The 26,258-nt window shown below is 67.1% G+C and carries 22 protein-coding genes; 18 read left to right on the top strand and 4 right to left on the bottom strand.

The features are described 5' to 3' along the window. Nucleotides 1-182 precede the first annotated feature (182 nt). The gene (locus ASF61_RS01340) at nucleotides 183-1,913 is read left to right on the top strand and encodes an ABC transporter permease subunit (protein ID WP_056150378.1); all 1,731 of its coding nucleotides are present in this window, start codon (nucleotides 183-185) and stop codon (nucleotides 1,911-1,913) included. Nucleotides 1,914-1,921: 8 nt separating this feature from the next. Further along, nucleotides 1,922-3,223, top strand: a complete 1,302-nt coding sequence (locus ASF61_RS01335; RefSeq protein ID WP_056150376.1) for a nitrate/sulfonate/bicarbonate ABC transporter ATP-binding protein — start codon at nucleotides 1,922-1,924, stop codon at nucleotides 3,221-3,223. Between the two features lie 35 nt (nucleotides 3,224-3,258). Here ASF61_RS01335 and hemL read toward each other — a convergent pair whose 3' ends face one another. Beyond that, complete coding sequence (gene hemL, locus ASF61_RS01330; protein ID WP_056150374.1) at nucleotides 3,259-4,551, bottom strand: glutamate-1-semialdehyde 2,1-aminomutase; 1,293 nt, start codon at nucleotides 4,549-4,551, stop codon at nucleotides 3,259-3,261. A 45-nt stretch (nucleotides 4,552-4,596) separates the two neighbouring features. Beyond that, nucleotides 4,597-5,466 carry a bifunctional hydroxymethylpyrimidine kinase/phosphomethylpyrimidine kinase gene (locus ASF61_RS01325; protein WP_056150372.1) on the bottom strand — a complete coding sequence of 290 codons (870 nt, stop codon included), beginning with the start codon at nucleotides 5,464-5,466 and terminating at the stop codon, nucleotides 4,597-4,599. A 96-nt stretch (nucleotides 5,467-5,562) separates the two neighbouring features. Between ASF61_RS01325 and ASF61_RS01320 the strand changes: the two genes are divergently transcribed. The 6 genes from ASF61_RS01320 (at nucleotide 5,563) to ASF61_RS01295 (ending at nucleotide 15,465) form a co-directional block, all read left to right on the top strand. Then, complete coding sequence (locus tag ASF61_RS01320) at nucleotides 5,563-5,715, top strand: rubredoxin (RefSeq protein WP_020701174.1); 153 nt, start codon at nucleotides 5,563-5,565, stop codon at nucleotides 5,713-5,715. Nucleotides 5,716-5,781: 66 nt separating this feature from the next. Continuing rightward, a complete protein-coding gene (locus tag ASF61_RS01315) occupies nucleotides 5,782-6,165 on the top strand; it encodes a response regulator (RefSeq protein WP_156369419.1) in 384 nt (127 codons plus the stop codon). A 33-nt stretch (nucleotides 6,166-6,198) separates the two neighbouring features. Further along, a complete protein-coding gene (locus tag ASF61_RS01310; protein ID WP_056150368.1) occupies nucleotides 6,199-6,564 on the top strand; it encodes a response regulator transcription factor in 366 nt (121 codons plus the stop codon). A 3-nt stretch (nucleotides 6,565-6,567) separates the two neighbouring features. Beyond that, nucleotides 6,568-7,248, top strand: coding sequence for a chemotaxis protein CheW (locus tag ASF61_RS01305; protein WP_056150366.1), 681 nt, complete (start codon nucleotides 6,568-6,570; stop codon nucleotides 7,246-7,248). Nucleotides 7,249-7,262: 14 nt separating this feature from the next. Then, nucleotides 7,263-9,506, top strand: coding sequence for a methyl-accepting chemotaxis protein (locus ASF61_RS01300; protein ID WP_056150364.1), 2,244 nt, complete (start codon nucleotides 7,263-7,265; stop codon nucleotides 9,504-9,506). 31 nt (nucleotides 9,507-9,537) lie between these two features. Beyond that, complete coding sequence (locus ASF61_RS01295; protein ID WP_082491145.1) at nucleotides 9,538-15,465, top strand: Hpt domain-containing protein; 5,928 nt, start codon at nucleotides 9,538-9,540, stop codon at nucleotides 15,463-15,465. On the opposite strand, the gene ASF61_RS01290 is transcribed toward ASF61_RS01295, so the two are convergent. Further along, nucleotides 15,446-16,891: a deoxyribodipyrimidine photo-lyase gene (locus tag ASF61_RS01290; RefSeq protein ID WP_056150361.1), complete on the bottom strand. Its 1,446-nt coding sequence runs from the start codon at nucleotides 16,889-16,891 to the stop codon at nucleotides 15,446-15,448. The genes ASF61_RS01295 and ASF61_RS01290 overlap by 20 nt on opposite strands. A gap of 136 nt (nucleotides 16,892-17,027) precedes the next feature. Between ASF61_RS01290 and ASF61_RS01285 the strand changes: the two genes are divergently transcribed. Genes ASF61_RS01285 through ASF61_RS01260 form a run of 6 tightly spaced genes read left to right on the top strand, consistent with a single transcriptional unit; the run spans nucleotide 17,028 to nucleotide 21,702 of the window. Further along, nucleotides 17,028-17,696, top strand: coding sequence for a YqgE/AlgH family protein (locus ASF61_RS01285; RefSeq protein WP_056150359.1), 669 nt, complete (start codon nucleotides 17,028-17,030; stop codon nucleotides 17,694-17,696). Nucleotides 17,697-17,731: 35 nt separating this feature from the next. Next, a complete protein-coding gene (ruvX, locus tag ASF61_RS01280; RefSeq protein WP_056150357.1) occupies nucleotides 17,732-18,118 on the top strand; it encodes a Holliday junction resolvase RuvX in 387 nt (128 codons plus the stop codon). A gap of 2 nt (nucleotides 18,119-18,120) precedes the next feature. Continuing rightward, the gene (gene pyrR / locus ASF61_RS01275; protein WP_056150355.1) at nucleotides 18,121-18,636 is read left to right on the top strand and encodes a bifunctional pyr operon transcriptional regulator/uracil phosphoribosyltransferase PyrR; all 516 of its coding nucleotides are present in this window, start codon (nucleotides 18,121-18,123) and stop codon (nucleotides 18,634-18,636) included. Between the two features lie 5 nt (nucleotides 18,637-18,641). Beyond that, complete coding sequence (locus ASF61_RS01270; protein ID WP_056150353.1) at nucleotides 18,642-19,607, top strand: aspartate carbamoyltransferase catalytic subunit; 966 nt, start codon at nucleotides 18,642-18,644, stop codon at nucleotides 19,605-19,607. Next, nucleotides 19,604-20,935 (top strand): dihydroorotase, encoded by a 1,332-nt coding sequence (locus ASF61_RS01265; RefSeq protein ID WP_056150351.1) that lies wholly within the window; start codon nucleotides 19,604-19,606, stop codon nucleotides 20,933-20,935. Before ASF61_RS01270 ends, ASF61_RS01265 begins: the two co-directional genes overlap by 4 nt. Next, nucleotides 20,935-21,702: a 1-acyl-sn-glycerol-3-phosphate acyltransferase gene (locus ASF61_RS01260; protein ID WP_056150349.1), complete on the top strand. Its 768-nt coding sequence runs from the start codon at nucleotides 20,935-20,937 to the stop codon at nucleotides 21,700-21,702. The genes ASF61_RS01265 and ASF61_RS01260 overlap by 1 nt, the downstream gene beginning before the upstream one ends. Nucleotides 21,703-21,714: 12 nt before the next feature. Here ASF61_RS01260 and ASF61_RS01255 read toward each other — a convergent pair whose 3' ends face one another. Beyond that, on the bottom strand, nucleotides 21,715-22,593 hold the full coding sequence (locus ASF61_RS01255; RefSeq protein ID WP_056150347.1) for a symmetrical bis(5'-nucleosyl)-tetraphosphatase: 879 nt from the start codon (nucleotides 22,591-22,593) through the stop codon (nucleotides 21,715-21,717). A 140-nt stretch (nucleotides 22,594-22,733) separates the two neighbouring features. Between ASF61_RS01255 and rfbB the strand changes: the two genes are divergently transcribed. The 4 genes from rfbB to rfbD are packed head-to-tail and all read left to right on the top strand — an operon-like array spanning nucleotide 22,734 to nucleotide 26,108. Then, the gene (rfbB, locus tag ASF61_RS01250; RefSeq protein WP_056150344.1) at nucleotides 22,734-23,807 is read left to right on the top strand and encodes a dTDP-glucose 4,6-dehydratase; all 1,074 of its coding nucleotides are present in this window, start codon (nucleotides 22,734-22,736) and stop codon (nucleotides 23,805-23,807) included. Continuing rightward, nucleotides 23,804-24,712, top strand: a complete 909-nt coding sequence (gene rfbA, locus ASF61_RS01245; protein ID WP_056150343.1) for a glucose-1-phosphate thymidylyltransferase RfbA — start codon at nucleotides 23,804-23,806, stop codon at nucleotides 24,710-24,712. Before rfbB ends, rfbA begins: the two co-directional genes overlap by 4 nt. After that, nucleotides 24,709-25,254, top strand: a complete 546-nt coding sequence (rfbC, locus tag ASF61_RS01240; protein WP_056150341.1) for a dTDP-4-dehydrorhamnose 3,5-epimerase — start codon at nucleotides 24,709-24,711, stop codon at nucleotides 25,252-25,254. The genes rfbA and rfbC overlap by 4 nt, the downstream gene beginning before the upstream one ends. After that, nucleotides 25,251-26,108 carry a dTDP-4-dehydrorhamnose reductase gene (gene rfbD, locus ASF61_RS01235; protein ID WP_056150339.1) on the top strand — a complete coding sequence of 286 codons (858 nt, stop codon included), beginning with the start codon at nucleotides 25,251-25,253 and terminating at the stop codon, nucleotides 26,106-26,108. Before rfbC ends, rfbD begins: the two co-directional genes overlap by 4 nt. Nucleotides 26,109-26,258 lie beyond the last annotated feature (150 nt).

Below are 26,258 nucleotides of genomic sequence, written 5' to 3'. Positions count from 1 at the left end.
TCATTCAGCAATAAAATATCGATAAATCCTGGGAGAGCGACTAGTTTTTGACAAGGATCATCATTTCCGTCATTTATTTCATGTAGCGCAAAATTCCTTTCCGGACTTTCACAACTGTAATATGGTGGCATGCCGGATTCCCTTAGAATGGCGGCCAATCTCAGTGTCCGGGAGCCACAACCATGTATAAAAAACGGCAATTTTTCCCCCGGCAGGTGGTGGAAGCCGGCGGTAACCGCTGGGACTGGGCGCTGCTGCCCATCGTGCTGGCGCTGTTCGTGCTGCTGGCCTACGGCGGCCAGCAGATGGCGCGCCCCTACGAGCTGGGCCAGGCGCTGCCGCTCTCGCTCGACCCGACCAACCTGCCTTACTACCTGCTGCGCACCACCTTGCGCATGTTCATCGCGCTCGGTGCGTCGATGGTGTTCGCCTGCGTGTTCGCCGCGCTGACCACCAAGTACCGCCTGGCTGAAAAAGTGCTGGTGCCGCTGCTCGACATCCTGCAGTCGATTCCTATCCTGGGCTTTTTGTCGATCACCGTCACCGCCTTTATCGCGCTGTTTCCGGGCAACCTGCTGGGCGTCGAGTGCGCGGCGATCTTCGCCATCTTCACGTCGCAGGCATGGAATATGGCCTTCTCGGCCTACCAGGGTTTCCGCACCGTGCCGGCCGAGCTGGCCGAAGCGGCGCGGGTGTTCCAGCTCTCGGGCTGGCAGCGCTTCTGGCGCCTGGAGCTGCCGTTCGCCATGCCGGGCCTGTTGTGGAACATGATGATGTCGATGTCGGGCGGCTGGTTCTTCGTGGTGGCGTCCGAGGCGATTTCGGTCTCGCACCAGAACATCAAGCTGCCCGGCATCGGGTCGTACATTGCGCTGGCCATCGAGCAGAGCGACCTGGGCGCCATCGGCTGGGCCATCTTTGCCATGCTGATCGCCGTGCTGATGTACGACCAGCTGTTCTTCCGTCCCCTGCTGGCCTGGGCCGACAAGTTCCGTTTCGAGGAAACCGGCGGCGACACGGCCCAGCATTCCTGGCTGCTGACCTGGCTGCGCCGCACTGACCGCACCCAGCAATTCGTCGCGTGGTGCGGGCGTCTGCTGTCGCGTTCGATCGCGCTGTTCCGCCTCGGCCACGACGGCACCTCGATCCGCGCCCGCCGCGACCACCCGTCGCTGGTGCCGCAGCGCGTGTGGGACGCGGTGATCGTGGCCGTGGTGTTCTACGCCCTGTGGAGCCTCGGCCACTTCATCAGCACCGAGGTGGGCTGGTCGGAAGTGGGCCACGTGCTGGTGCTGGGCGTGTACACGATGTTGCGCGTGATCGGCCTGCTGCTGCTGGCAGCGCTGATCTGGGTGCCGGTAGGCGTGTGGATCGGCATGCATCCGCGCTGGGCGTCGCGCACCCAGGCGGTGGCGCAGTTCCTGGCCGCCTTTCCGGCCAACCTGGTGTTCCCGGTGGCGGTCATCGTCATCATGCGCTACCAGCTCAATCCCGATATCTGGCTCTCGCCGCTGATGATCCTCGGCACCCAGTGGTATTTGCTGTTCAACGTAATCGCCGGCGCTTCCACCATTCCGACCGAGTTGCGCCAGGCTGCGCAGAACTTCGGCCTGACCGGCTGGCTCAAATGGCGGCGCTACCTGCTGCCGGCGATCTTTCCCAGCTTCGTGACCGGCGCGATCACCGCCTCGGGCGGCTCGTGGAACGCCAGCATCGTGGCCGAATACGTGAGCTGGGGCGCGACCACCGTCAAGGCCCATGGCCTGGGCAGCTATATCGCCGAGATGACGGCCGCCGGCGACTTTCCCCGCATCGCGCTCGGCATCGGCGTGATGTGCATCTTCGTGATGGGCTTTAATCACTTCGTCTGGCGCCGCCTGTACACCATGGCCGAGAGCCGGCTGCATTTCTAGGAGCAATCATGACCACTCCCATCGTCGAACTCAAAGGCGTCGCCAAGCATTTCCGCGCGGCCGACGGCTCCGCGCGCGCCGTGCTCGAAGGCGTCGACTTCACCCTGCACGAAGGCGAAATCGTCGCCCTGCTGGGGCAGTCCGGTTCCGGCAAATCGACCATGCTGCGCCTGATGGCGGGGCTGATCCAGGCCGATGCCGGCCAGGTGCTGTACCGCGGCATGCCGCTGTACGGCACCGCGCGCGGCATCCGCATGGTGTTCCAGTCGTTTGCGCTGTTCCCGTGGCTGACCGTGCAAAAGAACGTGGAGCTGGGGCTGGAAGCGCAGGGCATGCCGGCGGCCGAACGCGAACGCCGGGCGGCGGCCGTGATCGACCTGATCGGCCTGTCCGGCTTCGAAGGCGCGCTGCCGCGCGAGCTGTCGGGCGGCATGCGCCAGCGCGTGGGCATCGCCCGCGCGCTGGTGATGGAACCGGAAGTGCTGCTGATGGACGAGGCTTTTTCCGCGCTCGACGTGCTGACCGGCGAGCGCCTGCGCGAGGAAATCCTCGAACTGTGGCAGTCCGGCCGCATTCCGACCAAGGCCATCCTGGTGGTGTCGCACAATATCGAGGAAGCGGTGATGATGGCCGACCGCGTGCTGATCTTCGCCAGCGACCCGGGCCGCGTGCGCGCCGAGCTGCCGATTGCACTGCCGCAGCCGCGCAAGGCCGAAGGCGCCGAAGTGCGCCACCTGATCGACAAGGTCTACGAACTGATGACGGCCGGCGCCGGACGGCGCGGACCGATCAGCGAAAAGGAGGTCAAGCTGCAGCTGGGCGACCGTCTGCCGCAGGCCGACATCGCGCACATGGAAGGGATACTGGAACTGCTGGCCGAAGAGCCGTTCGTCGGCCGTGCCGACTTGCCGCAGCTGGCCGAGGAAACCGATCTGACCGACGCCGAGCTGCTCGAGGTGACCAACGCCTTGCTGCTGCTCGGTTTTGCCCACCTGCTCGACGGCGACATCCTGCTGACGGAACTCGGTGCGCGCTACGTGGCCACCGAGGACAGCGGCGCACGCCAGGCCGTGTTCGGCAAGCAGCTGCTCGAACACGTGCCGCTGATCGCCTACATCTGCCACGGCCTGACCCAGGACCGCTCGGGCGACCTGCCCGAAGACCTGTTCCTCAAGCTGCTGCGCTTTACGCTGAGCGAAGAGGAAGCCGAACGGGCGCTGCGGGTGGCAATCGAGTGGGGCCGCTACGGCGACCTGTTCGAGTACGACTTCAATACCGGGGTGATCCAGTCGACCGAACGCGCCGTCTGAGGGAACCTTTAAGCGCGTGGGCCGACGCGGCGGCGTCAGGCCGCGAGTTTCTTGAACACGCGGCCGGCAGCGGCAATCGTCTCGTCGATCACGGCATCGGTGTGCTGGGCCGAGACGAAGCCCGCTTCGAATGCGGCCGGGGCGAAATACACGCCTTCGTCCAGCATCGCGTGGAAGAAAGCGTTGAAGCGCTCGCGGTCGCCCGCCATCATCTCGGCGTAGTTGTGCGGCGGCGTGGCGCTGAAATACAGGCCGAACATGCCGCCGACCGCATCGGCGCAGAACTGCACGCCGGCGTCCCTGGCGGCTGCCGTCAGGCCCTGCGCCAGGCGCTGCGCGGTGGCGCCCAGGCGCTCGTAAAAGCCCGGCTCCTGGATCAGCCTGAGGGTGGTCATGCCTGCCGCCACCGCCACCGGGTTGCCCGACAGCGTGCCGGCCTGGTACACGGCGCCCAGCGGCGCCATGTGCGACATCAGCTGCGCGCTGCCGCCGAAGGCCGCCACCGGCAGGCCGCCGCCGATCACCTTGCCCAGCGCGGTCAGGTCGGGCGTGATGCCGTACAGCGCCTGGGCGCCGCCCAGCGCGACGCGGAAGCCGCACATCACTTCGTCGAAAATCAGCAGGGCGCCGTTAGCGGTGCACAGGTCGCGCGCGGCCTGCAGGAAGGCCGGATCGGCCTTGATCAGATTCATGTTGCCGGCGACCGGCTCGACGATCACGCAGGCGATCTCGTCGCCGAAGTTGGCGAATGCTTCTTCGAGTTGCGCGACGTCGTTATAGTCGAGCACCAGCGTGTGCTTGACGAAGTCCTCCGGCACGCCGGCCGAGGTGGGGTTGCCGAAGGTGAGCAGGCCGCTGCCGGCCTTGACCAGCAGCGAATCGGCGTGGCCGTGGTAGCAGCCCTCGAACTTGACGATCTTGTCGCGGCCGGTGGCGCCGCGCGCCAGGCGCAGCGCGCTCATGGTGGCTTCGGTGCCCGACGACACCAGCCGCACCTGTTCCAGCGACGGCACCAGGCGGCAGATTTCCTCGGCCATTTCCACCTCGCCCAGCGTCGGCGCGCCGAACGACAGGCCGCGTGCGGCGGCCGCCTGCACTGCCTGTACCACCTCCGGGTGGGCGTGGCCGACGATGGCCGGGCCCCACGAGCCGATGTAGTCGATATAGCGCTTGTCGTCGGCGTCCCAGAAATACGGGCCTTCGGCGCGGCTGATGAAACGCGGCGTGCCGCCCACCGAGCGGAAGGCGCGCACCGGCGAATTGACGCCGCCGGGCGTGGTGTTCTGGGCGCGGGCGAACAGCGTGTCGTTGTTGGAAATCGTGGTCATAGCGGTATCTCGTAGTGGATGGATGAAACGGCGCGACGCTGCGCGCTATTGCATGTCGGCGGCCGTCGTCAGCAGGTGGAAGAAGCGGTTCGGCACGAACTTGCCCATGCCGTAGCGCTGCGCATGGGCCAGGGCGCCCACGGTGTACTCCTGCGCCGCCTTGACCGCTTCCGGGACGTCCACGCCGCGCGCCATGAAGGCGGTGATCGCGGCCGACAGCGTGCCGCCGGCGCCGATAAAGGGACCGGGCAGGTGCTGCCAGGCGTCGTGGCTGATCATACCGTCTGCATGGTACAAGGTGTTGGCCAGCGCGTTCGGCACGGTGCGGTTGCCCACCTTGGCCTGCATGGCGCCGGACTGGGTGCCGGTGACCAGCACGTATTCGCAGCCGAGCGCGATCAGGTGCTCGACGTCCGATTGCAGCATGTTGTCGATGCCGTCACCGCCGTCGCGCCAGGTTTCGGCCAGCCGGCCCAGCTCCACCACCGACAGCATCAGCAGCGTGGCCTGCGGCACCAGCAGCTGGCGTACGGCGGTCAGCAGTTCTTCGGCTTCGTCGTCGGGCAGGTCGGGCAGGCGCGAACTGAACGGGTCGAGGATCAGCGGCGCATCGGGGTAGTCGGACAGGATCTCGGCGATCGCCGCCACCTGTTCGACATTGGTCAGCGCGCCGACCTTGAAGGCCGCCATGGTCATATCCTCGAGGACCACGCGGGCCTGGTCGGCCACCCAGTCGGCGTCGATTTCCTGGGTGTCCTCGATGCGCGCCGTGTCGCCGATCAGCAACGCGGTGGTGGCTGCCACGCCGGTGCACGACAGCGCCGAGAACGCGGCCAGGTCGGCCTGGACGCCGGTGGCGCCTGCGGGGTCGGCTGCGCCGAAGCTTAATATGAGCGGAGAAGTTTGGATTTGCACGGCGGGTAGATTAAGATACCTGATTCGGCATTTTACTTGATTGAAGGGTGGCAGAACGTGAGTAGCAATGAAACAACGCAGGACTTCCAGACCTGGATGTGCCTGATCTGCGGCTGGATCTACGACGAACAGGCCGGCCTGCCCGACGAAGGCATCGCCCCCGGCACCCGCTGGGCCGACGTGCCGATGAACTGGAGCTGCCCCGAATGCGGCGCCCGCAAGGACGATTTCGAAATGGTCGCGATCTGACCGGAGCCCGCGCTCCGCACGTCCCGGCACGCCGTTGCAGCGGGGCGCATGTGCTATGGTGGCGTCATGAGTGACGCCTTGACGATCATGGTCATCGACGACAGCAGCACCATCCGGCGTTCGGCCGAGATGTTCCTGTCCGGCGCCGGTTACCGCGTGGTACTGGCCGACAGCGGTTTCGACGCCCTGGCCAAGATCGCCGACCATCGCCCGGCGCTGGTATTCTGCGACATCGTCATGCCGCGCATGGACGGTTACCAGACCTGTGCGCTGATCAAGCGCAGCGCGGCATTCCGCGCCACACCGGTGCTGATGCTGTCGTCCAGGGATGGGCTGTTCGACCGCGCGCGCGGCGTTCAGGCCGGTTCCGCCGCCTGCCTGGCCAAACCGTTCACGCGGGACGGCATGCTGGCCGCAGTCCGCGCGCACACCACCGGCGCGCCGGATTAAGCTCACCAGATTACGTTACCCGCAGGGGGAAGCATGGCCATACAACGCATACTGATCGTCGACGACTCGCCCACCGAGCGCTACTACCTGACCGACATCCTGGTCCGGCAAGGCTACACGGTGGACACCGCCGACAGCGGCGAGGAAGCGCTGCGCAAGCTGCGCGACGACAAGCCCGACCTGATCCTGATGGACGTGGTGATGCCGGGCGCGAACGGCTTCCAGGTCACGCGCGCGATTGCGCGCGACCCGGTGCTCAAGGAGGTGCCGGTGATTATCTGCTCGAGCAAGGACCAGGAGACGGACCGCATCTGGGGCATGCGCCAGGGCGCGCGCGACTACCTGGTCAAGCCGGTCAGGGCGGACGAACTGCTGGACAAGATCGCCGCCCTCGGCTGAGCGATGGACCGCAACCCGCCCGCACACGCCGATCCCGCCACCCCTGGCGCACCGGGCGCTGAGCGCCGCGAGCGCCTGCGCCAGTTCCAGGCGCAACTGATCGAGCGCGTGCAGGCGGCCCGCAGCGGCACGGCCACCGGGGTGCGCGAACTCGGCGTGACGATCGGCGCGCGCCACTACCTGCTCGACCTGACCCAGATCGGCGAAATCGTCATGCCGCAGCCGGTGGCGCCGGTGCCGCTGGCGCGCCCGTGGTACCTGGGGCTGGCCAATATCCGGGGCGACCTGACCGGCGTGATCGACCTGGCGCGCTACCTGGGCCAGCCCGGGCCTGCCGACGCCGATGCTGGCGCTGATACTGACCTCGGCGCCGCTGCGGCTGCCGGTGACGGGGCCGCTACTGCCGAACCGGCCCGGCGTGCTGCGTTGGCCGAGCGCCGGCTGATCACCTTTTCGCCTAGACTGGGGTTTAATTGCGCGTTGCTGGCCGACCGCGTGCTGGGCCTGCGCACTTCGTCGGCGATGCGCGCAGTGTCGGCACCGGTGTTGGAACCGGCGGGCGCCGAGCCTGCGGCGCCGTCCTGGGCCAGGCGCTGCTTCGACGATGCCGACGACCGGCGCTGGACGCTGCTGGACCTGGCGCAGCTGGTGCGCGAGCCGCGCTTTGCCCAGGTCGGGTTTTAGGGGAGGGAACGGGATTGGACCAGCAGGCCTTCGACCACATCGCCGCTACCCGCGCCAGCCGGGGCGGACCGGCGCGCCTGCGCCATGCGCTCGATCGCCTGGAAACCGCCAACGCTGCCGCTGCTGCCGCTGCCGATGACGCCCAGCAGGACACGCGGCCCTGGCTGCGGCGGCTGCCGCTGATCGGCCGCCTGCCCACCCAGCGCCAGCTGAGCATCCTGTCCACCGCGCTCGGCATCAGCCTCAGCGTCTCCGCCGCCTGCGTTGCCTTGAACACCATCCACAGCGCCAACCGCTCCGCCCAGACCCAGGTGGCCAGCGATGCGCTGATGCACTCGCAGCGGATCGGCAAGGCGGCACCGAACGCGGTGCAGGGCAGCGACGAAGCGTTCAGGCAGCTCGAGGAAAGCCGGCGCGAACTGACCAGCGACATCCGGCTCATGACGCGCGGCGGCCGGGTGCAGGGCCGCCAGTTGCAGGCGCCCGGCGCCGACCTGGCCGCGCTGGTGGAATCGGTGCGCCGGCAGTGGGGGCCCACCGACCTGGCCGCTGCCAGCATCCTGACCCTGAAGGCGGACCTCAGCGGCGTGGACCAGACCCTGCAGAAGCTGAACGCCATGTCGCCCGACCTGCTGGCGCGCGTGGAGGAGATCGGCGCGCTGCGCCTGGCGGGCGGCGGCTCGGCGCGCGAGATCGCCGCGCTGGGCAAGCTCGCCATGCTCACCCAGCGCATGAGCCGCAGCGCCAGCGACTTTCTGACCGCCGGCAGCGCCGGCTCCGAAGCGGCGTTCCAGCTGGGGCGCGATACCACCGTGTTTCGCACCACGCTCGACGCACTGCTGGAAGGCAGCGCCGCGCAGGGTTTGAGCGCCGTGCGCGAACCGGAGCTGCGCGAAAAAATCGGCGCGCTCAAGGCGCAGTTCGAGGACTACCAGCGCCTGGTGGCGGCGATCCTCGACAAGCTCGATAAATTCAGCGCCGCCAAGAATGCCGCGCGCCTGATCTTCAACGAAAACGAGGCGCTGCGCCAGCGCCTGTACACGCTGCAGCAGGCCTACCGCGCGCAGCAGGATTCGCTCGGCTTCACCTTCTGGCTGATGGTCGGCTGCGGCGTCTTCACGCTGCTGATGGCGGCGGCAATCGGCCGCGTGCTGCTGGTCGATTCCAACAACCGCACGCGCGGCGCCGACCGCCGCCGCCGCGAGGCCGAAGCCATGCGCATCGAATCGCAGCGCAAGGAGGAGGCGGCCAGGGAAACCAACGCGCGCAATCAGGTCGCCATCCTGCGCCTGATGAACGAGCTGCAAAAGGTGGCCGACGGCGATTTGACCGTGCGCGCCACGGTGTCGGAAAACGTCACCGGCGCCATCGCCGACACCGTCAATTACACGGTGGAGGAACTGCGCGTGCTGGTAGGGCGGGTGACAGCCACCGCCGAACAGGTCACGCGCGCCGCGCTCCACGCGCACAGCGTGGCCAGCGACTTGCTGCGCGCCTCGCAGCAGCAGTCGCGCGAAATCCAGGGCGTGAGCAGCACCGTGGTGCGCATGGCCGACCAGATCACCGAAGTGTCGCGCTCTGCCAGCGTCTCGGCCGACGTCGCGCGGCAGTCGGTGGCGGCCGCCGATCTGGGGTCCACCGCCGTGGCCAACGCCATCTTCGGCATGCACGAAATCCGCGACCAGATCCAGGACACGTCCAAGCGCATCAAGCGCCTGGGCGAGTCGTCGCAGGAAATCGGCGAGATCACCGAACTGATCTCCGACATCACCGAGCAAACCAATGTGCTGGCGCTCAACGCCGCGATCCAGGCGGCGTCCGCCGGCGAGGCCGGGCGCGGGTTCACGGTGGTGGCCGAGGAAGTACAGCGGCTGGCCGAGCGCTCGGCAGCGGCGGCCAGGCAGATCGGTGCGCTGGTGCGCACCATCCAGAACGATACCCACGATGCGGTGGCCGCCATGGAAAAGTCCACGCGCGGGGTGGTCGAAGGCACCCGGCTGTCCGACGCTGCCGGCGCCGCCCTGACCGATATCTCGCACGTGTCGAACCGGCTGGCGGAACTGATTTCCGGCATTGCCCAGGCGACCGGCGAACAGGCCGCGTCGGTCGGCGGCGTGGCGCATGACATCGGCCAGATCCTGGCCGTGACCGAACAGACCCAGGAAGGCACGCAGCACACGGCGCAGTCGATCCACAAACTGGCGGCCCTGGCGCAGGAACTGAAAAACTCGGTGGCGCGGTTCCGCATCGCCTCCTGAGCGGCACAACATTGAAAGGCTGGTACCAGCAATGACGAGCATAGACACATCCACGCCAGCAGCAGCCCGGGCCCCGATCGATACCGGTCCGCTGTCCTGGGTCATGGAGGAAATCCGCGAAGCCCTGGCCCGCTCGCGCACCGCGCTGCAGGAAGCGGGCGGCCTGGCTGCCGAAGACCAGGCGACCCGGCTGCAGCTGGCCAAAACCCATCTGCACCAGGCGCACGGCGCCTTGCAGATGGTGGACGTGGAGGGCGTGGTCCAGGTCACGGCGCTGGCGGAAACCGCACTCGATCGTTTCAAGTCCGGCGCCGTCAAGTGCAGCGCCGACCACGTGGACGCGGTGACCCAGCTGTACCTGGCGCTGGTCGAGTACCTGGAGGAGCTGCTCGGCGGCGCGCCGTCGCAACCGGCCAGACTGTATCCATACTACCGCGCGGTGCAGGACATCGTGGGCGCCGAGCGCATCCATCCCGCCGACCTGTTTTTCCCGGACCTGGCGCGCACGGTGGAACCGGCGCCGGTCGCAGCGCAGAGCGGGACCGACGCCGAGCCGGACTATGTCGCCTGCCGCCAGCGCTTCGAGCGCGCGCTGCTGCCTTACCTGAAAAGCACGGACGCCGCGCAGCAGCGCGCCCATGCGGCCGCCCTGACCGAGGCCGTGGCAGCGGTGGCGGCCGGCCAGCGGCAAGATAAGCCGCGGACCTTCTGGCTGGCATTGCAGGCGTTCGCCGAGCTGGTGGCGGGCGGCGACATCGCCGCCAGCGTGCCGGTCAAGCAGCTGTTCGGCCTGATCAACCTGCAATTACGGCGCCTGAGCCAGGGCAACCCGGCGCAACCGGACGCCATGTTGCGCGACGCGCTGTTCTTTGTCGCGGTGGCCGGGGCGGACAGCAGTTCGGCCACCGCGCGCGCGCTGCACGCGGCGTTCGCGCTGGCCGGGCTGGTGCCGCCCGATTACGAGCGCCGCCGCTACGGTCAGCGCGACGCGCTGGCGCCGGCCCAGGCGCGGTCCTGGCAAGACGCGCCGCCAGCGCAGACCACCGCCGAGATCAAGGAGGCGTTGCGCGCGGTCGAGCATGCGCTGGACCGCTTCCATGCCGATCCGCAGCAGCGGGCAGGCCTGACGGCGATGCTGCCGGTGCTCGATGCGCTGCATGCCACGCTGGCCGACCTCGAGCAGCCGGCGGCTGCGCAGGCGTCCCTGCAGGTGCGCGCGCAACTGGACACGCTGGCAACGCGGACCGACCAGAGCGGCGACTTGGCGCTGCAGGCCAGGACGCTCGACGACGTGGTGCACAACGTCAGTGCGCTGGGCTTCTTTGCCGAACTGCTGGCGCACAATGCAGCCGGCGCGCACGAGCGCTACGCCTACGATGCGCAGCAGGGCAGTTTCCGCGCCGTGCCGTTTGCCAAAATGCCGGGTGCGGAAGCGATTCCCGTACTCGACCAGGCGGTGCCGGCGCCCGCGCCGGCCCCCCCGCCCGAGCTGGCGGCGGCAGCAGAAACGGCGGCCGATGCGCCGCACCTGCTGGCCTTGTTCATCGCGGAAGCGCGCGAGACGCTCGACGGCGTCGATGCCGCGCTGGCCGGCGAGGTGGCTGACCGGCCGGCAGACACCCGTGCACCGCACGGCGGCCACGCCGATGAACAGCGCCTGATCATGCTGCGCCGCTCGTTCAATACCCTGAAGGGCAGCGCGCGCGCCGTGGCGCTCGACGACTTCGCCGACGGCGCGCAGGCGGTCGAGCGGGTGCTGAACACCTGGCTCGCTGAACAACGCCCGGCAAACGATGCGCTGCACGCCTTGCTCGAACGCTGCGCGCGCGCGGTGCGCGGCTGGACCGATCTGCTGGCAGACCAGGGCGCGCTGGCGCCGCTGCGCGACCGCGTGCAAGCCCTGGCCGACGATGCGGCGCGCGTGCTCGACGGCGTTACGCACGCTGCCACTGCCGGCGGCTTGTCCGCGCCGGCGCCGCTGCTGGCCATTTTTTTCGACGAGGCAAGCGCGCTGGTGGACCAGCTGGTGCACGATTTCGGCGCCTGGCGGCAGGTCGCACAGCGCCCGGCGGCGCCGCAGTCGCTGCGCGCGGCCCACACGCTGGCCGGCATTGCGGGCACGGTCGGCGCTGCCGCCCTGCGCGAACTGGCGCTGGCGCTGGAAGACACGCTGGCCGCGCTGCAGGCGCCAGCCGCCTTCCTGTTCCTGGACCAGGCGCAGCACGACCTGTTCGATTTCACCGCCCAGCGCTTGCAACAGATGGTCGCCACGGCAGGCAGCGGCGCCGCGCCGGCCGCCCAGCCGGAACTGATCGCCGCGTTGGCGGCGCTGCGCACGCAAGCCCAGGCCGCCGCGCCGGCCGCCAACCCAGCGCTGGAGGCGCATCTCGACCAGTTGGTGGCCGACGGCCAGGCGCAGCGAGGAGCGCCGACCGGCGATGCACAACCGGTCACCGAGGAACCTGTGCTGGGCGGCGAAGCGTCGCTCGGCAAAGAAATGCCTTCGGATACGGCACCGCCAGCGACGGAATCGCCGCTCGACGCCATGTTCCGTCAGGTGTACGACCTGCTGACTGCCGAGGTAGCGCCGTCGGAGACGCCCCGCGCCGGCGCTTCAGCCGCCGACGCTTCGGCGTCCTACACAGCGGCGCCCGAAGCAGCTGTTGCCGAAGCAGCGGCTACCGATGCTGCGGATGCCGACGCAGCAGACCACGATACCCGTGCGTCCGGCGTCCGCGCACCGGACGAGTCCCCGCTCGACGCCATGTTCCGTCAGGCGTACGACCTGCTGACTGCCGGTGTGCCGCCGTCGGAGACGCCCGGCGCCGGTGCTTCAGCCATCGGCGCTTCTGCTTCCGGCACCGCACCGCCCGAAGCAGCGGCTGCCGACGCAGCGGCCACCGATGCAGGGATCACCGAAGCAGCGGCTGCCGAAGCAGCGGCTGCCGATGCAGCGGCTGCCGATGCAGCGAACCTCGATGCGCAGGCGTCCGGCGTTCCCGCGCCGGACGAAGCCCCGCTCGACGCCATGTTCCGCCAGGTGTACGCAGCACTGAGCGGCAGCGTGCCGGCCGGCGCGGCGCCGGTGCCGGCGCCAGGGACAGTCGCGGCGGCCACGGCTGCGCCACGCGTGGACGACGACATCGACGACCTGTTCAACGCCGCCTTCGACGAGGCGTTTGCCGATCCGGCGTTGCAGCTTGCCGCGCCGGTTGCGGCGGCCACTGCGGGCGCTGCGTTGACTGCGCAACCGGAGTTCACGTCCGCAGCCAACCCGGGAGCGGACGCTGGCGGCCAGCAGCTGCCGCCGGCAGCGCCGGCAGCGCAGTCGGCCACGCACCCCGACCTGCACGCCGCCGCGTCGACGCAGGGGCCACCCGAGGCGGAAACGCAAATGGAAGCTCGGACGCACGACGAGGCAGAAGCGCACGCGGAGATGCCGGCGGAATCACAGGCGAAACCAGAGACGGAAGCACAGCCGCAACCAGAGACGGAATCACAAGCGGAACCAGAGACGGAATCACAGCCGCAACCAAAGACGGAATCACAGGCGGAACCAGAGACGGAATCACAGGCTGAACCGCAGTCGAACTCACAGGCTGAACCGCATACGGCATTCCAGGATCGCCCCCAGGCGGACGCCGCCGCGGAAACGGAAGCGTCGTCGTTCCACGCCACGGCCGGTGCCGGCATCACCGAACTGCCGCTGGCGGCTGCGCCGCAGTGCAATGCTGCGCCGGCGGTCTTCCACGACGAACTCGATGCCGAGCTGCTGGCTGTGTTCCTGGAAGAGGGCGCCGACCTGCTGCCGCAGGTGGGCGAAGCATTGCGCGCCTGGCAGGCCGCGCCGACTGACGCCAGCCACGCGCAGGGCTTGCTGCGGCTGCTGCATACAATCAAAGGCAGCGCGCGCATGGCGGGGGCCATGCGTCTGGGCCAGCATGTGCACGACATCGAAACCCACATCGGCAACATGGTGCACGGCGGTGCTGCCACGCCTGCGGCGTTCGACGAACTGCTGGCCCATTACGACCACGCCCTGCTGCTGTTCGAGCAGTTGCAGCAGGGCGGCGCCCCCGATGCCGCGCCGGCGGCGCCGTCGTGGGCCGACGACCAGCCGGCGAAGTCTCCGCTGGTGCGGGTGCGTGCCGACATCCTCGACCGGCTGGTCAACCAGGCCGGCGAAGTGGCGATCGCGCGCGCGCGGCTGGAAGACCAAGTGGGCGCCATGCGCGCCATGCTCGGCGACGCGGCCGACAACCTGGCGCGCCTGCGGCGCCAGCTGCGTGAAATCGATATGCAGGCCGAATCGCAGATCGCGTCGAGCATGTCGCGCCGGGCCGACCTCGGCGAGCGCGATTTCGATCCGCTCGAATTCGACCGCTTCACCCGCCTGCAGGAACTCACGCGCATGATGGCCGAGAGCGTGAACGACGCCGCCAGCCTGCACGAGCAGCTGTCGCACGGCGTGCAGCGCGCCGGCGACGACCTGGGATTGCAGGGACGCGTGACGCGCGACCTCCAGCGCGACCTGATGCTGGTGCGCATGGTGCCGTTCGCCAGCATCGCCGAGCGCCTGTTCCGCGTGGCGCGCCAGAGCGCCAAGGAGGTGGACAAGCGGGTCAACCTCGACCTGCGCGGCGGCAGCGTGGAAATCGACCGCGGCGTGCTCGAACGCATGGCGGCACCGTTGGAGCACCTGCTGCGCAACGCGATCGCCCACGGCGTGGAAGCGCGCGCTGCGCGGGCTGCTGCCGGCAAGAGCGAGACCGGCGAACTATTGATGGAGGTGGCGCAGCAGGGCAACGAGATGGTCATCGAATTTTCCGACGACGGCGCCGGCCTCGATCTGGAACGCATCCGCGCCCGGGGGCTGGCCACCGGCTTGCTGGCAGCGGACGAGCAAGTGACCGACGCCCAGATCGCCGACCTGATTTTCGAACCCGGCTTTACCACTGCCGAGGCGCTGACCGCCTTGTCCGGGCGCGGCGTGGGCCTGGACATCGTCCAGGCCGAGGCGCAGTCCCTGGGCGGCCGGGTCGACCTGGAATCGACGCCGGGCCAGGGCACGCGCTTCGTGATCCGCCTGCCGCTGACGCTGGCGGTAACGCAGGTGGTGCTGGTGGTTGCCGGCGGCCGCAGCTACGCCTTGCCGGCCATCCTGGTCGACGACGTGCAGCCGATGCGCGCGGAGGCGCTGGCCGCCGCGCGCGCCAGCGGCCACCTGACGCTGCACGGGCGCCAGGCCGCCCTGCATTACCTGCCGGCGCTGCTTGGCGCTGGCGCTGCGTCCGAGGCCCAGGCCGGCGAATCGGCGCCGGTCATGCTGCTCAAGAACGGTGCCGAGCGGCTGGCGCTGCAGGTCGACGCGGTGCTGGGCAACCGCGAGGTGGTGGTCAAGAATATCGGTCCGCAGCTCGCACGCATGGCCGGTATCGCCGGCGCCACCGTGCTGGGTTCCGGCGACATCGTGTTGATCCTGAATCCGGTGGCGCTGGTGCAGCACCTGGCGCAGCACCCGGAAGCGCGTGCACAGTACGCGCAGGCGGTTCACGACCCCGCGGGCGCAGATCCGGCCTGCTGCCGCGCCACGGTGATGGTGGTCGACGACTCGATGACGGTGCGCCGCGTGACCGCGCGCCTGCTCGAGCGCGAAGGCTACCGTGTACTGCTGGCCAATGACGGCGTCGATGCGCTCGAGCAGCTGCGCGCGGTCAGCCCCGACCTGCTGCTGGTCGATATCGAAATGCCGCGCATGGACGGCTTCGACCTGATGCGCCAGCTGCGGGCCAATCCGCAGACGGCGGCCACGCCGGTCATCATGATTACCTCGCGCAGCGCCGACAAGCACCGCAACCATGCGCTGACGCTGGGCGTGGATGCGTTCTTCGGCAAGCCGTTCCAGGAGCCGGCGCTGCTGGCCGCCATGCAGGACCTGCTTACGCGTCGGCAGGCTTGACCTGCTTGACCACCTCGTAGCGCTCGAGCGTGCGCTTGCGCGCTTCGTCGTGCATCACGACCGGGGCCGGATAATCGAGCTTTTCATCGCGCGCATGCAGCCACGGCGCGTGGATTTCCTTGTCGCTCAGGTGGCTCAGCTGCGGCAGGTAACGGCGGATGAATTTGCCGGCGCCGTCGAATTTTTCCGACTGCTTGACCGGGTTGAAGATGCGGAAGTAGGGCTGGGCATCGCAGCCCGACGACGCCGCCCATTGCCAGCCGCCGTTGTTGGAGGCCAGGTCGAAGTCGTTCAGGTGCAGCGCGAAGTAGGCCTCACCGCGGCGCCAGTCGATCCCCAGGTCCTTGATCAGGAAGCAGGCAGTCACCATGCGCAGGCGGTTGTGCATATAACCGGTCTGGTTCAGCTGCAGCATGGCAGCGTCCACCAGCGGGTAGCCGGTACGCGCCTCGCACCAGGCAGCAAACAGTTCGTCGGCCTGTTTGCCCGTCTCCCACTCGATGGCATCGTAGGCCGGCTTGAAGGCGGCGCCCGCCACGTGCGGGTGGTGGAACAAAATCATGGCGTAGAATTCGCGCCAGATCAGTTCGGACAGCCATACCGCTGCGCCGTCGCCGCCGCTGCCGCGCGCCATCAGGTCCACCACCGTGCGTACCAGGTGGCGCACCGACAGGGTGCCGAAACGGAAATGCAGCGACAGGTACGACGGGCCTTTCACGGCCGGGAAGTCGCGTGCGGTCTTGTAGTCGGCAATGCGCGCCAGAAAATCGTCGAACAGCTGCGCCGCGCCCGACATGCCGGTGGGGATCTTCAGTTCGGCCAGGTTGCTCGGCTCGAAACCGAGCTGCTTGAGCGTCGGCAGCTTGGCTCCCTTGGGCGGCGGCGCCAGGCGCGCTGCGTGCGGCTCAATGTGGAACGGCGCGATCACGCTCGGATCGGCGTCGAGCTTCTTGAGCCAGGCGTTTTTGTACGGCGTGAACACGGAAAAGACGCCCCCGGTCTGCGACAGCACCTCGCTTTTCTCGAATACCACCTGGTCCTTGAAGCCCACCAGCGCGCGGTCGTCGGCTTCGAGCGCGCGGGCGACGGCGGCGTCGCGTGCGATTGCCTGCGGCTCATAGTCGTGGTTGCAATACACGGCATCGACCTTCAACTCGGCGGCCAGCGCCGGGATCTCGGTAAGCGGGTCGCCGTGGCGCGCCAGCAGGCAGCCGCCCAGCTGGCGCAATTCGGCGTCCACCTCGGCAAGGCTGGCGTGGATGAAGTCGGCGCGCCGGTCCTGGCGCGGCAGCGGGTCCAGGATCGTGGTGTCGTAGATGAAAACGCAGTGGACTTTGTCGCTGTCCTGCAGCGCCTGGTGCAGGGCGACGTGGTCGAAAACCCGCAGATCGCGGCGCAGCCATACCAGGGTGGATTTGTGTTTCATCAAGTCGATGTCTGTCTCGTGGGGCAACGCAATCGTGGGTGCGTCGTGATTTCAGTGTAAACTACGCGGTGTTTTGCTAGATGCGAATACTAGCACCGACCGCAGCGCGCGGCCCCGCACACAGAGAGCAATGCGTATGAAGAAGAGCAAAATCGGCAATATGCTTCCTGTTACCGGCTTGTTACAGGAAGACCCGCTGGCCCCCGTCGATGGTACTGTCACCGGGGCAGAGACCCCGGCCCCGCAACTGAACCTGGCCAATCACTTCCTGATCGCCATGCCTTCCATGCAAGACCCGGTGTTCGGCGGCACCGTCGTCTATGTGTGCGAACACAACGAAAACGGCGTGCTGGGTGTGGTCATCAACAAGCCTACCGACATGACCATGCAGGTGCTGTTCGAGCGCATCGACCTCAAGCTCGACAGCGAACAGGACAGTGCGGTCGATCAGCCCGTGATGTTCGGCGGCCCCGTGCAGGACGACCGCGGTTTCGTGCTGCATACGCCAGGCCAGCGCTATTCGTCGTCGCTGACCGTCACCAGCGACGTGGCTTTTACCACGTCGATCGACGTGCTCGAGGCGGTAGCGTCGGGCGAGGGGCCGCCGCGCATGCTGGTATCGATCGGTTACGCGGGCTGGAGCCCGGGCCAGCTCGAGAGCGAGATCGGCCGCAATGGCTGGCTCACGGTCGGCGCCGATCCCGACATCCTGTTCGATGTGCCGATCGAACAACGCTACACGGCGGCAATCCGCCTGCTCGGCATCGACCCGCTGATGCTCGCGTCCGAGGCCGGCCATGCGTGAAGCGTGGTGTACGGTGACATCGCTGTGAGGTCGGTGTGACAGCAGACACCATCTTTGCCTTCGATTTCGGCGTCAAACGCATCGGTGTGGCCATGGGAAATACCCTGATGCGCCAGGCCACGCCGCTCCAGGTCATCGCCGCAATCGACAACGCCACCCGGTTCGCCGCCATCGGGGCCCTGCTCGACGAATGGCAGCCTGCGCTGCTGGTGGTCGGGCTGCCCATGCACCCGGACGGCACTCCCCACGACATGACGGCGCGCGCGCGCAAGTTCGCCAACCAGCTGCACGGCCGCTTCAACCTGCCGGTGACGCTGGTCGATGAGCGGTACTCGTCGGCCGTGATCGCGTCCCGGCGGGGCGAGGTCATCGACGACCGCGCCGCCGCCGTCATCCTGCAACAATATTTCGACGCCCATTGACCATGCCTACAATAAACCCCAACCAACTCGATGCCGAAGCGCTGTACGCCGCGCTGCTGGCGGACGTCAAGGCCGGCCTGGCCGGTGTCGCTGATGTCGCCATCGTCGGCATCCACTCGGGCGGCGCCTGGATCGCCGAACGCCTGGCGGCCGACCTCGGCCTGTCCGACCGCTGCGGCGTGCTCGACGTCTCGTTCTACCGCGACGATTACGCCAAAAAAGGCTTGCCGGCCGAGGTCAAGCCGACCAGCATCGGCTTCGATGTGGCGGCAGCGAACATCCTGCTGGTCGACGACGTGCTGTACACGGGCCGCACCACGCGTGCCGCGATCAACGAGCTGTTCGACTACGGCCGCCCGGCGCGCATCATGCTGGCCGCCCTGGTCGATCGCGGCGAGCGCCAGCTGCCGGTGGCAGCCGACTTCGTGGCCGCCCATGTCACCGTGCAGAAAGGGCAGGCGCTCGTGCTCAAGCGCGCCGACGACGGACAATTCACGCTAACCATAGAACACGCCTAACCACCATGCTCAACCCGCAACTGAACAAACACGGCGAACTCCAGCATCTGCTGTCGATCGAGGGGCTGCCCAAGTCCATCCTCCATCACATCCTCGATACCGCCTCGTCGTTCGTCGGCATTTCCGACCGCGATGTGAAGAAAGTGCCGCTGATGCGCGGCAAATCGGTGTTCAACCTGTTCTTCGAGAATTCCACCCGCACCCGCACCACCTTCGAGATCGCCGCCAAGCGCCTGTCGGCCGACGTGATCAACCTGAACATCCAGGCCTCGTCGGCCAGCAAGGGCGAGTCCCTGCTCGACACCATCGACAACCTGTCGGCCATGCACGCCGACATGTTCGTGGTGCGCCACGCGCAGTCCGGTGCGCCGTACCTGATCGCCAAGCACCTGATGGAAACCCGGCAGTCGCACGTGCACGTGGTCAATGCCGGCGACGGCCGCCACGCCCACCCCACGCAGGGCTTGCTGGACATGTACACGATCCGTCACTACAAGAAGGATTTCACCAACCTGCGCGTGGCCATCGTCGGCGACATCCTGCACAGCCGGGTGGCGCGCTCCGATATCCACGCGCTGACCACGCTCGGCGTGCCGGAAGTGCGCGCGATCGGCCCGCACACGCTGCTGCCTGGCGGTCTCGAGCAGATGGGCGTGCGCACCTTCACCAACATGGATGAAGGCCTGAAAGACGTCGATGTGATCATCATGCTGCGCCTGCAAAACGAGCGCATGAGCGGCGCGCTGCTGCCGTCGGCGCAGGAATACTTCAAGAGTTACGGCCTGACGCCGGAGCGGCTGGCGCTGGCCAGGCCCGACGCCATCGTGATGCACCCCGGTCCGATGAACCGTGGCGTGGAAATCGATTCGGCCGTGGCGGACGGCGCGCAAGCGGTCATTTTGCCGCAAGTAACTTTCGGGATCGCCGTTCGCATGGCGGTGATGAGCATCGTGGCAGGGACGCAGGGATGAACGCAGTGATGAACACCAAGATTATTGTCAAGAACGGCCAGCTGATCGACCCGGCCAACGGCATCGACGGCCAGCACGATCTGTACATTGCCGACGGCAAGATCGCTGCCATCGGCGCGGTGTCGGCTGAATTCGCAGCGGGCTTCAACGCCGACCACATCATCGATGCTGCCGGCCTGGTGGTGGCGCCCGGCCTGGTGGACCTGGCCGCGCGCCTGCGCGAACCCGGGTACGAATACAAGGCCACGCTGGACTCGGAAATGCAGGCGGCCATGCAAGGCGGCGTGACCAGCCTGGTCTGCCCGCCCGACACCGACCCCGTGCTCGACGAACCGGGCCTGGTCGAAATGCTGAAACACCGCGCCCGCTTGCTGAACCAGGCCCACGTGCACCCGCTCGGTGCGCTGACCATGGGCCTGAAGGGCCAGGCGCTGACCGAAATGGCCGAGCTGACCGAATCGGGCTGCATCGGCTTTTCGCAGGCCGAGGCGCCGATCGAGGACACCAATGTGCTGCTGCGCGCGCTCCAGTACGCGGCCACGTTCGGCTTTACCGTGTGGCTGCGCCCGCAGGATGCGCACATCGGCCGCGGCGGCATCGCTGCCAGCGGGCCGCTGGCGTCGCGCCTGGGCCTGTCAGGTGTGCCGGTGATGTCCGAGACGATCGCGCTGCACACGATCTTCGAACTGATGCGCGCTACCGGCGCCCGCGTTCACCTGTGCCGCGTGTCGTCGGCCGCCGGCCTGGCGCTGATCCGCGCCGCCAAGGCCGAAGGCTTGCCGGTCACCTGCGATGTCGGCGCCCACCATGTGCACCTGACCGATGCCGACATCGGCTTCTTCGATTCGAATGCCCGCCTGACGCCACCGCTGCGCAGCCAGCGCGACCGCGATGCGATCCGCCTGGGCCTGCTCGACGGCACCATCGACGCGCTATGTTCCGACCACACGCCGGTCGATGACGACGAAAAGCTGCTGCCGTTCGGCGAAGCCTCGCCGGGCGCCACCGGCCTCGAACTGCTGCTGTCGCTGAGCCTGAAGTGGGCCACCGACTACGCCAGCCAGCACGACACGGGCGCCATGCGGCCGCTGGCGCGGGCGATTGCCCGCATCACGTCCGAGCCGGCGCGCGTCGCCGGTCTGGCGGCCGGCACCCTGTCGGTGGGCGCCGTGGCCGACGTGGTGGTGTTCGATCCCGCAGCCCACTGGACGGTGGAGGCGGCCGCCCTGGCCAGCCAGGGCAAGCACACGCCTTTCCTCGGCTATAACCTGGCAGGGCAGGTCCGCACCACCATCGTCGCCGGCCACGTCGCCTTCCAGCGGTCCTGATGACGCTGTCTACCATGGTGCGCTTGGCGCGCGTGCTGCTGCACGTGCTGCAGGGCATGGCGATTTGCGCGGTCGTGTTCCCCTGGCTGGGGCCGGAGCGCCGCAATGATCACATCCGGCGCTGGTCGCACCAGTTGCTGGCGCTGTGCAAGGTGACGGTGGTCGAGGATGGCGGTGCGCTGGGCCCGGCGCCGGCGCCCGTGTTGTCGCAGGCGATGGTGGTGGCCAACCACGTCTCGTGGCTCGATATCTTCGTGATCCACAGCCTGTATCCGAGCCATTTCGTGGCCAAGGCCGAAATCCGGTCGTGGCCGCTGGCCGGCTGGCTGGCGCAAAAAGCCGGCACCGTGTTCATCGCGCGCGGCCAGCGGCGCGACCTGCGCCTGATTTTCGAGGGACTGGTCCAGACCCTGCAGCGCGGCGAACGGGTGGCGTTCTTCCCCGAGGGCACCACCGCTGCACAAGGTGCGCTGCTGCCGTTTCACGCCAACCTGTTTGAAGCGGCCATTGACGCCAGCGTGCCGGTGCAGCCGTTCGCGCTGCGCTATGTCGATGCCGGCGGCGCCTTGCACCGCGCGGTCGATTTCATCGGCGAGATGACGTTTGCCGAAAGTATCGTGGCGATCCTGTCGGGACCGCCGGTGACGGCACGGGTGGCGATCATGCCGGCCATCGATACTGCCGGCACGCACCGGCGCGACCTGGCGCAAGCGGCGCAGCAGGCCGTTGCCGCCGCGCTTGGCGTAACGGTGAGCGAGCCCGCGTAGCGGCAGGCGGGGTTAGGCTTGCTTCCTGGCCGGCTCCTGGAATTGCGGGCACTGCACCTGTAATACACTGCGGTCTTCCAGGCAGACGGCCGACAACTGCCCGCCCCATACGCAGCCGCTGTCGAGACCGATCAAGTTGGGACGGACGGTGAGGCCCAGCGCCGACCAGTGGCCGAACACCACGGTGCTGTCCGCGCTGCGGCGGTCGGGGACGTCGAACCACGGCATCAGCCCCGAGGCCGGATCGGCTGTGCCGCTTTCCTTCATCTTGAAGTCCATCACGCCGGCCGCATCGCAAAAACGCAGCCGTGTCATGGCATTGATGATGCACCGCAGGCGGTCGGCGCCGGCCAGCCGGTCCGACCATTGCGCCGGTTCGTTGCCGTACATCTGCGCCAGGAAAGCTGCAAAGCTGTCGTCCGGGCCGCGCAACATGGCGTGCACTTCTGCGGCCAGCACCAGCGCCTGGTCGGCATGCCATTGCGGCAACAAGCCGGCATGGACCAGCACATGGTCCCGGCCGGCGGCAGCAATCCGTAGCGCCAGCGGACGGCGCCGCACCCAGTCGATCAGTTCGTCACGGTCGGGCGCGGCGAGGATGTCCGCCAGCGTATCGGACCGGTGTTCGGCGCGGATGCCGTAGGCCACGGCCAGCAAATGCAGGTCGTGGTTGCCCAACACGCTGTCGATGCGGCCGTCGCTGGCGACGGCCAGCGCGCGCACGTGGCGCAGCGTGGCCAGCGAATCGGGGCCCCGGTTGATCAGGTCGCCTGCAAACAGGATGCGGGGCGCCGGCTCGCCGTCGGCGGCAGCGTGGGCGTGGATGCGATCGAGCATGGACAGCGCCTGCGCGTGGCAGCCCTGCAGATCCCCGATGACATAGGTTTTCATATTAAACAATTATTGGAACGTTGCTCAAGAATTTCAAAACAGTGGGTAAATCCCGGTCCGATACCGATTTTTGCCCATCAGCACCGAGGTTTCCCCTAAAATGTCGCCTAATATTCACTAATGCTGCTGCAGGATACTAAATGATTTTTGTTACAGGTGGTGCCGGTTTCATCGGTTCGAACTTTGTCCTCGACTGGCTGGCGCAGTCGGATGAGCCAGTTGTCAACTTCGACAAGCTCACCTATGCGGGCAACCTCAACAATCTCGCCACGCTGAAGCAGGATGCGCGTCACATTTTCGTGCGTGGCGATATCTGCGACCAGGCCCAGGTATTGGCGCTGTTCCAGGAACATCGGCCACGCGCGGTGGTGCACTTCGCGGCTGAAAGCCATGTCGATCGCTCGATCCTCGGTCCTGGCGAATTCATCAATACCAACATCAACGGCACCTTCAGCCTGCTCGAAGCGGCGCGCGCCTACTGGTCGGCGCTGCCGGACGCGGAAAAATCGGCATTCCGCTTCCTGCATGTCTCCACCGACGAGGTGTACGGCACCCTGGGCCCGGACGATGCGCCGTTCACCGAAACCACCGCCTTTGCACCGAACAGCCCGTATTCGGCGTCCAAGGCGGCCTCCGACCATCTGGTGCGCTCGTACTTCCATACTTACGGCTTGCCGGTGCTGACCACCAATTGCTCGAACAACTATGGTCCGTACCACTTCCCCGAAAAACTGATCCCGCTGATCATCGCCAATGCTCAGGCCGGCAAGCCGCTGCCGATTTACGGTGACGGCCAGCAGGTGCGCGACTGGCTGTATGTGAGCGACCACTGCGCCGCCATCCGCCGTGTGCTCGAGGCAGGCCGCCTGGGCGAGACCTACAACGTTGGCGGCTGGAACGAGATGGCCAATCTCGACGTGGTGCACACGCTGTGCGACATGCTCGACCAGCAAAAACCGAAGGCCGACGGCAGCAGCTACCGCGCCCAGATCACCTACGTCAAGGACCGCCCGGGCCACGATCGCCGCTATGCCATCGACGCTCGCAAGCTCGAGCGTGAGCTGGGCTGGAAGCCGGCCGAGACGTTCCTGACCGGTATCGCCAAGACCGTGCAGTGGTACCTCGACAACCAGGCCTGGGTCACCGACGTGCAGTCGGGCAGCTATGCCAACTGGGTCGAAACCAACTACTTCAACCGCGAAGGCCAGCCATGAGCGCCGCCACCAATCCCGTGCACCGCAAGGGCATCATCCTGGCCGGCGGTTCCGGTACCCGCTTGTACCCGGTCACCATGGCCGTGTCGAAGCAGCTGCTGCCGATCTACGACAAGCCGATGATTTACCATCCGCTGACTGTGCTGATGTTGGCTGGCATCACCGAAATCCTGCTCATTTCCACGCCGCAGGACACGCCGCGCTTCCAGGACTTGCTTGGCGACGGCAGCCAGTGGGGCATCAAGCTCAGCTATGCTGTGCAACCTTCGCCGGACGGCCTGGCGCAGGCCTTCATCATCGGCAAGGAATTCATCGGCGATGCGCCATCGGCGCTGATCCTCGGCGACAACATCTATTACGGCAATGAACTCGACGCCTTGCTGCGCAGCGCCAGCGAGGAGCCGCAGGGCGCCACCGTGTTTGCCTACCACGTCCACGATCCCGAGCGCTATGGCGTGGTCGAATTCGACGGTGGCCGCACCGCCATTTCGATCGAGGAAAAGCCGCTCCAGCCCAAGTCGAACTATGCGGTGACCGGTCTGTATTTCTACGACAACAAGGTGTGCGATATCGCCGCCAGCATCAAGCCTTCGCCGCGCGGCGAACTGGAAATTACCGATGTCAATCGCGTGTACCTCGAGCAGAATAAGCTCAAGGTCGAAGTGATGGGGCGCGGGATGGCCTGGCTCGATACCGGCACCCACGATTCCTTGCTCGAAGCAGGCCAGTTTATTGCCACCATTGAAAAGCGCCAGGGACTGAAAGTCGCCTGCCCGGAAGAAATCGCTTACCGCAAGGGTTACATCACGGCCGACCAGGTGCGCAAATTGGCCGAGCCACTCAAGAAAAACAATTATGGCCAGTATTTGCTGCAAATTTTGGAAGATAAGGTTGTTACCCGATGAATGTGATTACTACTCCACTTGAAGGCGTGCTGGTACTCGAGCCGCGCGTCTTCGGCGACGATCGCGGTTATTTCTTTGAAAGTTATAATGCGCGCCGGTTCAAGGAACTGGCGGGTGTCGATCCTGTCTTCGTGCAGGACAATCATTCGCGCTCGGCCAAGGGCGTGCTGCGCGGCCTCCATTACCAGATCCAGCAAGCCCAGGGCAAGCTGGTGCGCGTGACGGAAGGCGCGGTGTTCGATGTCGCGGTCGATCTGCGCAAGAGTTCGCCCACTTTCGGCCAGTGGTTCGGTATCGAGCTGTCGGCCGAGAACAAGCGCCAGTTGTGGGTGCCGGCCGGTTTTGCGCACGGCTTCGTGGTCACGTCCGAGGTCGCGTCATTCCTGTACAAGACGACCGATTACTGGGCGCCGGAGTTCGAGCGCGCCGTGCTGTGGAACGATCCGGCCATCGGTATCGACTGGCCGCTCGATGGCGCGCCGCAGTTGTCGGGCAAGGACCAGGCGGCCGTGCTGCTGGCGGACGCCGAGGTCTTCGCATGAAGATCCTGCTGACCGGTAGTACCGGCCAGGTCGGTTACGAGTTGGCCCGCAGCCTGCAGGGGCTGGGCGACGTGGTGGCCGTCGATCGTCAGGTCATGGACCTGTCCGACCTTGACCAGGTACGGGACGTGATCCGCAGCGTGCGTCCGCAACTGATCGTCAACCCGGCCGCTTACACAGCCGTGGACAAAGCCGAAAGCGAACCGGAACTGGCATACCGCGTCAATGCCGAAGCGCCGGGCCTGATGGCGCAGGAAGCCAGGCTGCTCGGCGCTGCCATGGTGCATTACTCGACCGACTACGTCTTCGACGGCAGCGACCCGGCGCCGCGCGGCGAGGACGACGCCACCGGCCCGCTGAACATCTATGGCGCCAGCAAGCTGGCCGGCGAACAGGCGATTGCTGCCGCCGGCATCGACCACCTGATCTTCCGCACCAGCTGGGTATATGGCATGCGCGGCAAGAATTTCTTGCTGACCATGATGCGCCTGGCCAAGGAACGCGAGGAACTGAAAGTGGTGGCCGACCAGCATGGCGCGCCCACCTGGAGTCGCACGATTGCCGACACCACGGCCCTGGCGCTGGCGCAAGCCCAGCAGGGCGGATCGGACTGGTGGCGCGCGCACAGCGGTGTATATCACCTGAGCGCCCAGGGTCAGACCACCTGGTTCGAATTCACCCAGGCCATCGTCGAGGCGGCAGGCCTGTCGTGCCGCGTGCTGCCGATTGGCAGCGCCGAGTATCCGACGCCGGCCCGGCGTCCGCAGTATTCGGTGATGTCGTCTGAACGCCTGATGACGCGCTTCTGCCGCCTGCCGGACTGGAAGCAGGCCCTGCATCTCTGCATGGGCTGAGCTCGCAACAAGCGCCATGAGTTGCCGGCCCTTACGACCGGCAACCATTATCGTTCCCACGCATTGCGGCGCCAGGCGCCGCGCATCGCTGCGGCGGCTCCCTCTCGGGCGGCCGCCGCGTTTTTTTTTGCAGCGCGCATAGAATTCAGC

Origin of the sequence: Duganella sp. Leaf126 (genome assembly GCF_001423125.1) — a bacterium.
Taxonomy (GTDB): Bacteria; Pseudomonadota; Gammaproteobacteria; order Burkholderiales; family Burkholderiaceae_D; genus Rugamonas.
This window is presented reverse-complemented; position numbering and strand designations above follow the sequence as displayed.

Coding starts and splice junctions, on each gene's coding strand:
- ASF61_RS01340 (WP_056150378.1), top strand. CDS start 183: ATGTATAAAAAACGGCAATTTTTCCCCCGGCAGGTGGTGGAAGCCGGC.
- ASF61_RS01335 (WP_056150376.1), top strand. CDS start 1,922: ATGACCACTCCCATCGTCGAACTCAAAGGCGTCGCCAAGCATTTCCGC.
- hemL (WP_056150374.1), bottom strand. CDS start 4,551: ATGACCACGATTTCCAACAACGACACGCTGTTCGCCCGCGCCCAGAAC.
- ASF61_RS01320 (WP_020701174.1), top strand. CDS start 5,563: ATGTGCCTGATCTGCGGCTGGATCTACGACGAACAGGCCGGCCTGCCC.
- ASF61_RS01315 (WP_156369419.1), top strand. CDS start 5,782: ATGAGTGACGCCTTGACGATCATGGTCATCGACGACAGCAGCACCATC.
- ASF61_RS01310 (WP_056150368.1), top strand. CDS start 6,199: ATGGCCATACAACGCATACTGATCGTCGACGACTCGCCCACCGAGCGC.
- ASF61_RS01305 (WP_056150366.1), top strand. CDS start 6,568: ATGGACCGCAACCCGCCCGCACACGCCGATCCCGCCACCCCTGGCGCA.
- ASF61_RS01295 (WP_082491145.1), top strand. CDS start 9,538: ATGACGAGCATAGACACATCCACGCCAGCAGCAGCCCGGGCCCCGATC.
- ASF61_RS01290 (WP_056150361.1), bottom strand. CDS start 16,891: ATGAAACACAAATCCACCCTGGTATGGCTGCGCCGCGATCTGCGGGTT.
- ASF61_RS01285 (WP_056150359.1), top strand. CDS start 17,028: ATGAAGAAGAGCAAAATCGGCAATATGCTTCCTGTTACCGGCTTGTTA.
- pyrR (WP_056150355.1), top strand. CDS start 18,121: ATGCCTACAATAAACCCCAACCAACTCGATGCCGAAGCGCTGTACGCC.
- ASF61_RS01270 (WP_056150353.1), top strand. CDS start 18,642: ATGCTCAACCCGCAACTGAACAAACACGGCGAACTCCAGCATCTGCTG.
- ASF61_RS01265 (WP_056150351.1), top strand. CDS start 19,604: ATGAACGCAGTGATGAACACCAAGATTATTGTCAAGAACGGCCAGCTG.
- ASF61_RS01260 (WP_056150349.1), top strand. CDS start 20,935: ATGACGCTGTCTACCATGGTGCGCTTGGCGCGCGTGCTGCTGCACGTG.
- ASF61_RS01255 (WP_056150347.1), bottom strand. CDS start 22,593: ATGAAAACCTATGTCATCGGGGATCTGCAGGGCTGCCACGCGCAGGCG.
- rfbB (WP_056150344.1), top strand. CDS start 22,734: ATGATTTTTGTTACAGGTGGTGCCGGTTTCATCGGTTCGAACTTTGTC.
- rfbA (WP_056150343.1), top strand. CDS start 23,804: ATGAGCGCCGCCACCAATCCCGTGCACCGCAAGGGCATCATCCTGGCC.
- rfbC (WP_056150341.1), top strand. CDS start 24,709: ATGAATGTGATTACTACTCCACTTGAAGGCGTGCTGGTACTCGAGCCG.
- rfbD (WP_056150339.1), top strand. CDS start 25,251: ATGAAGATCCTGCTGACCGGTAGTACCGGCCAGGTCGGTTACGAGTTG.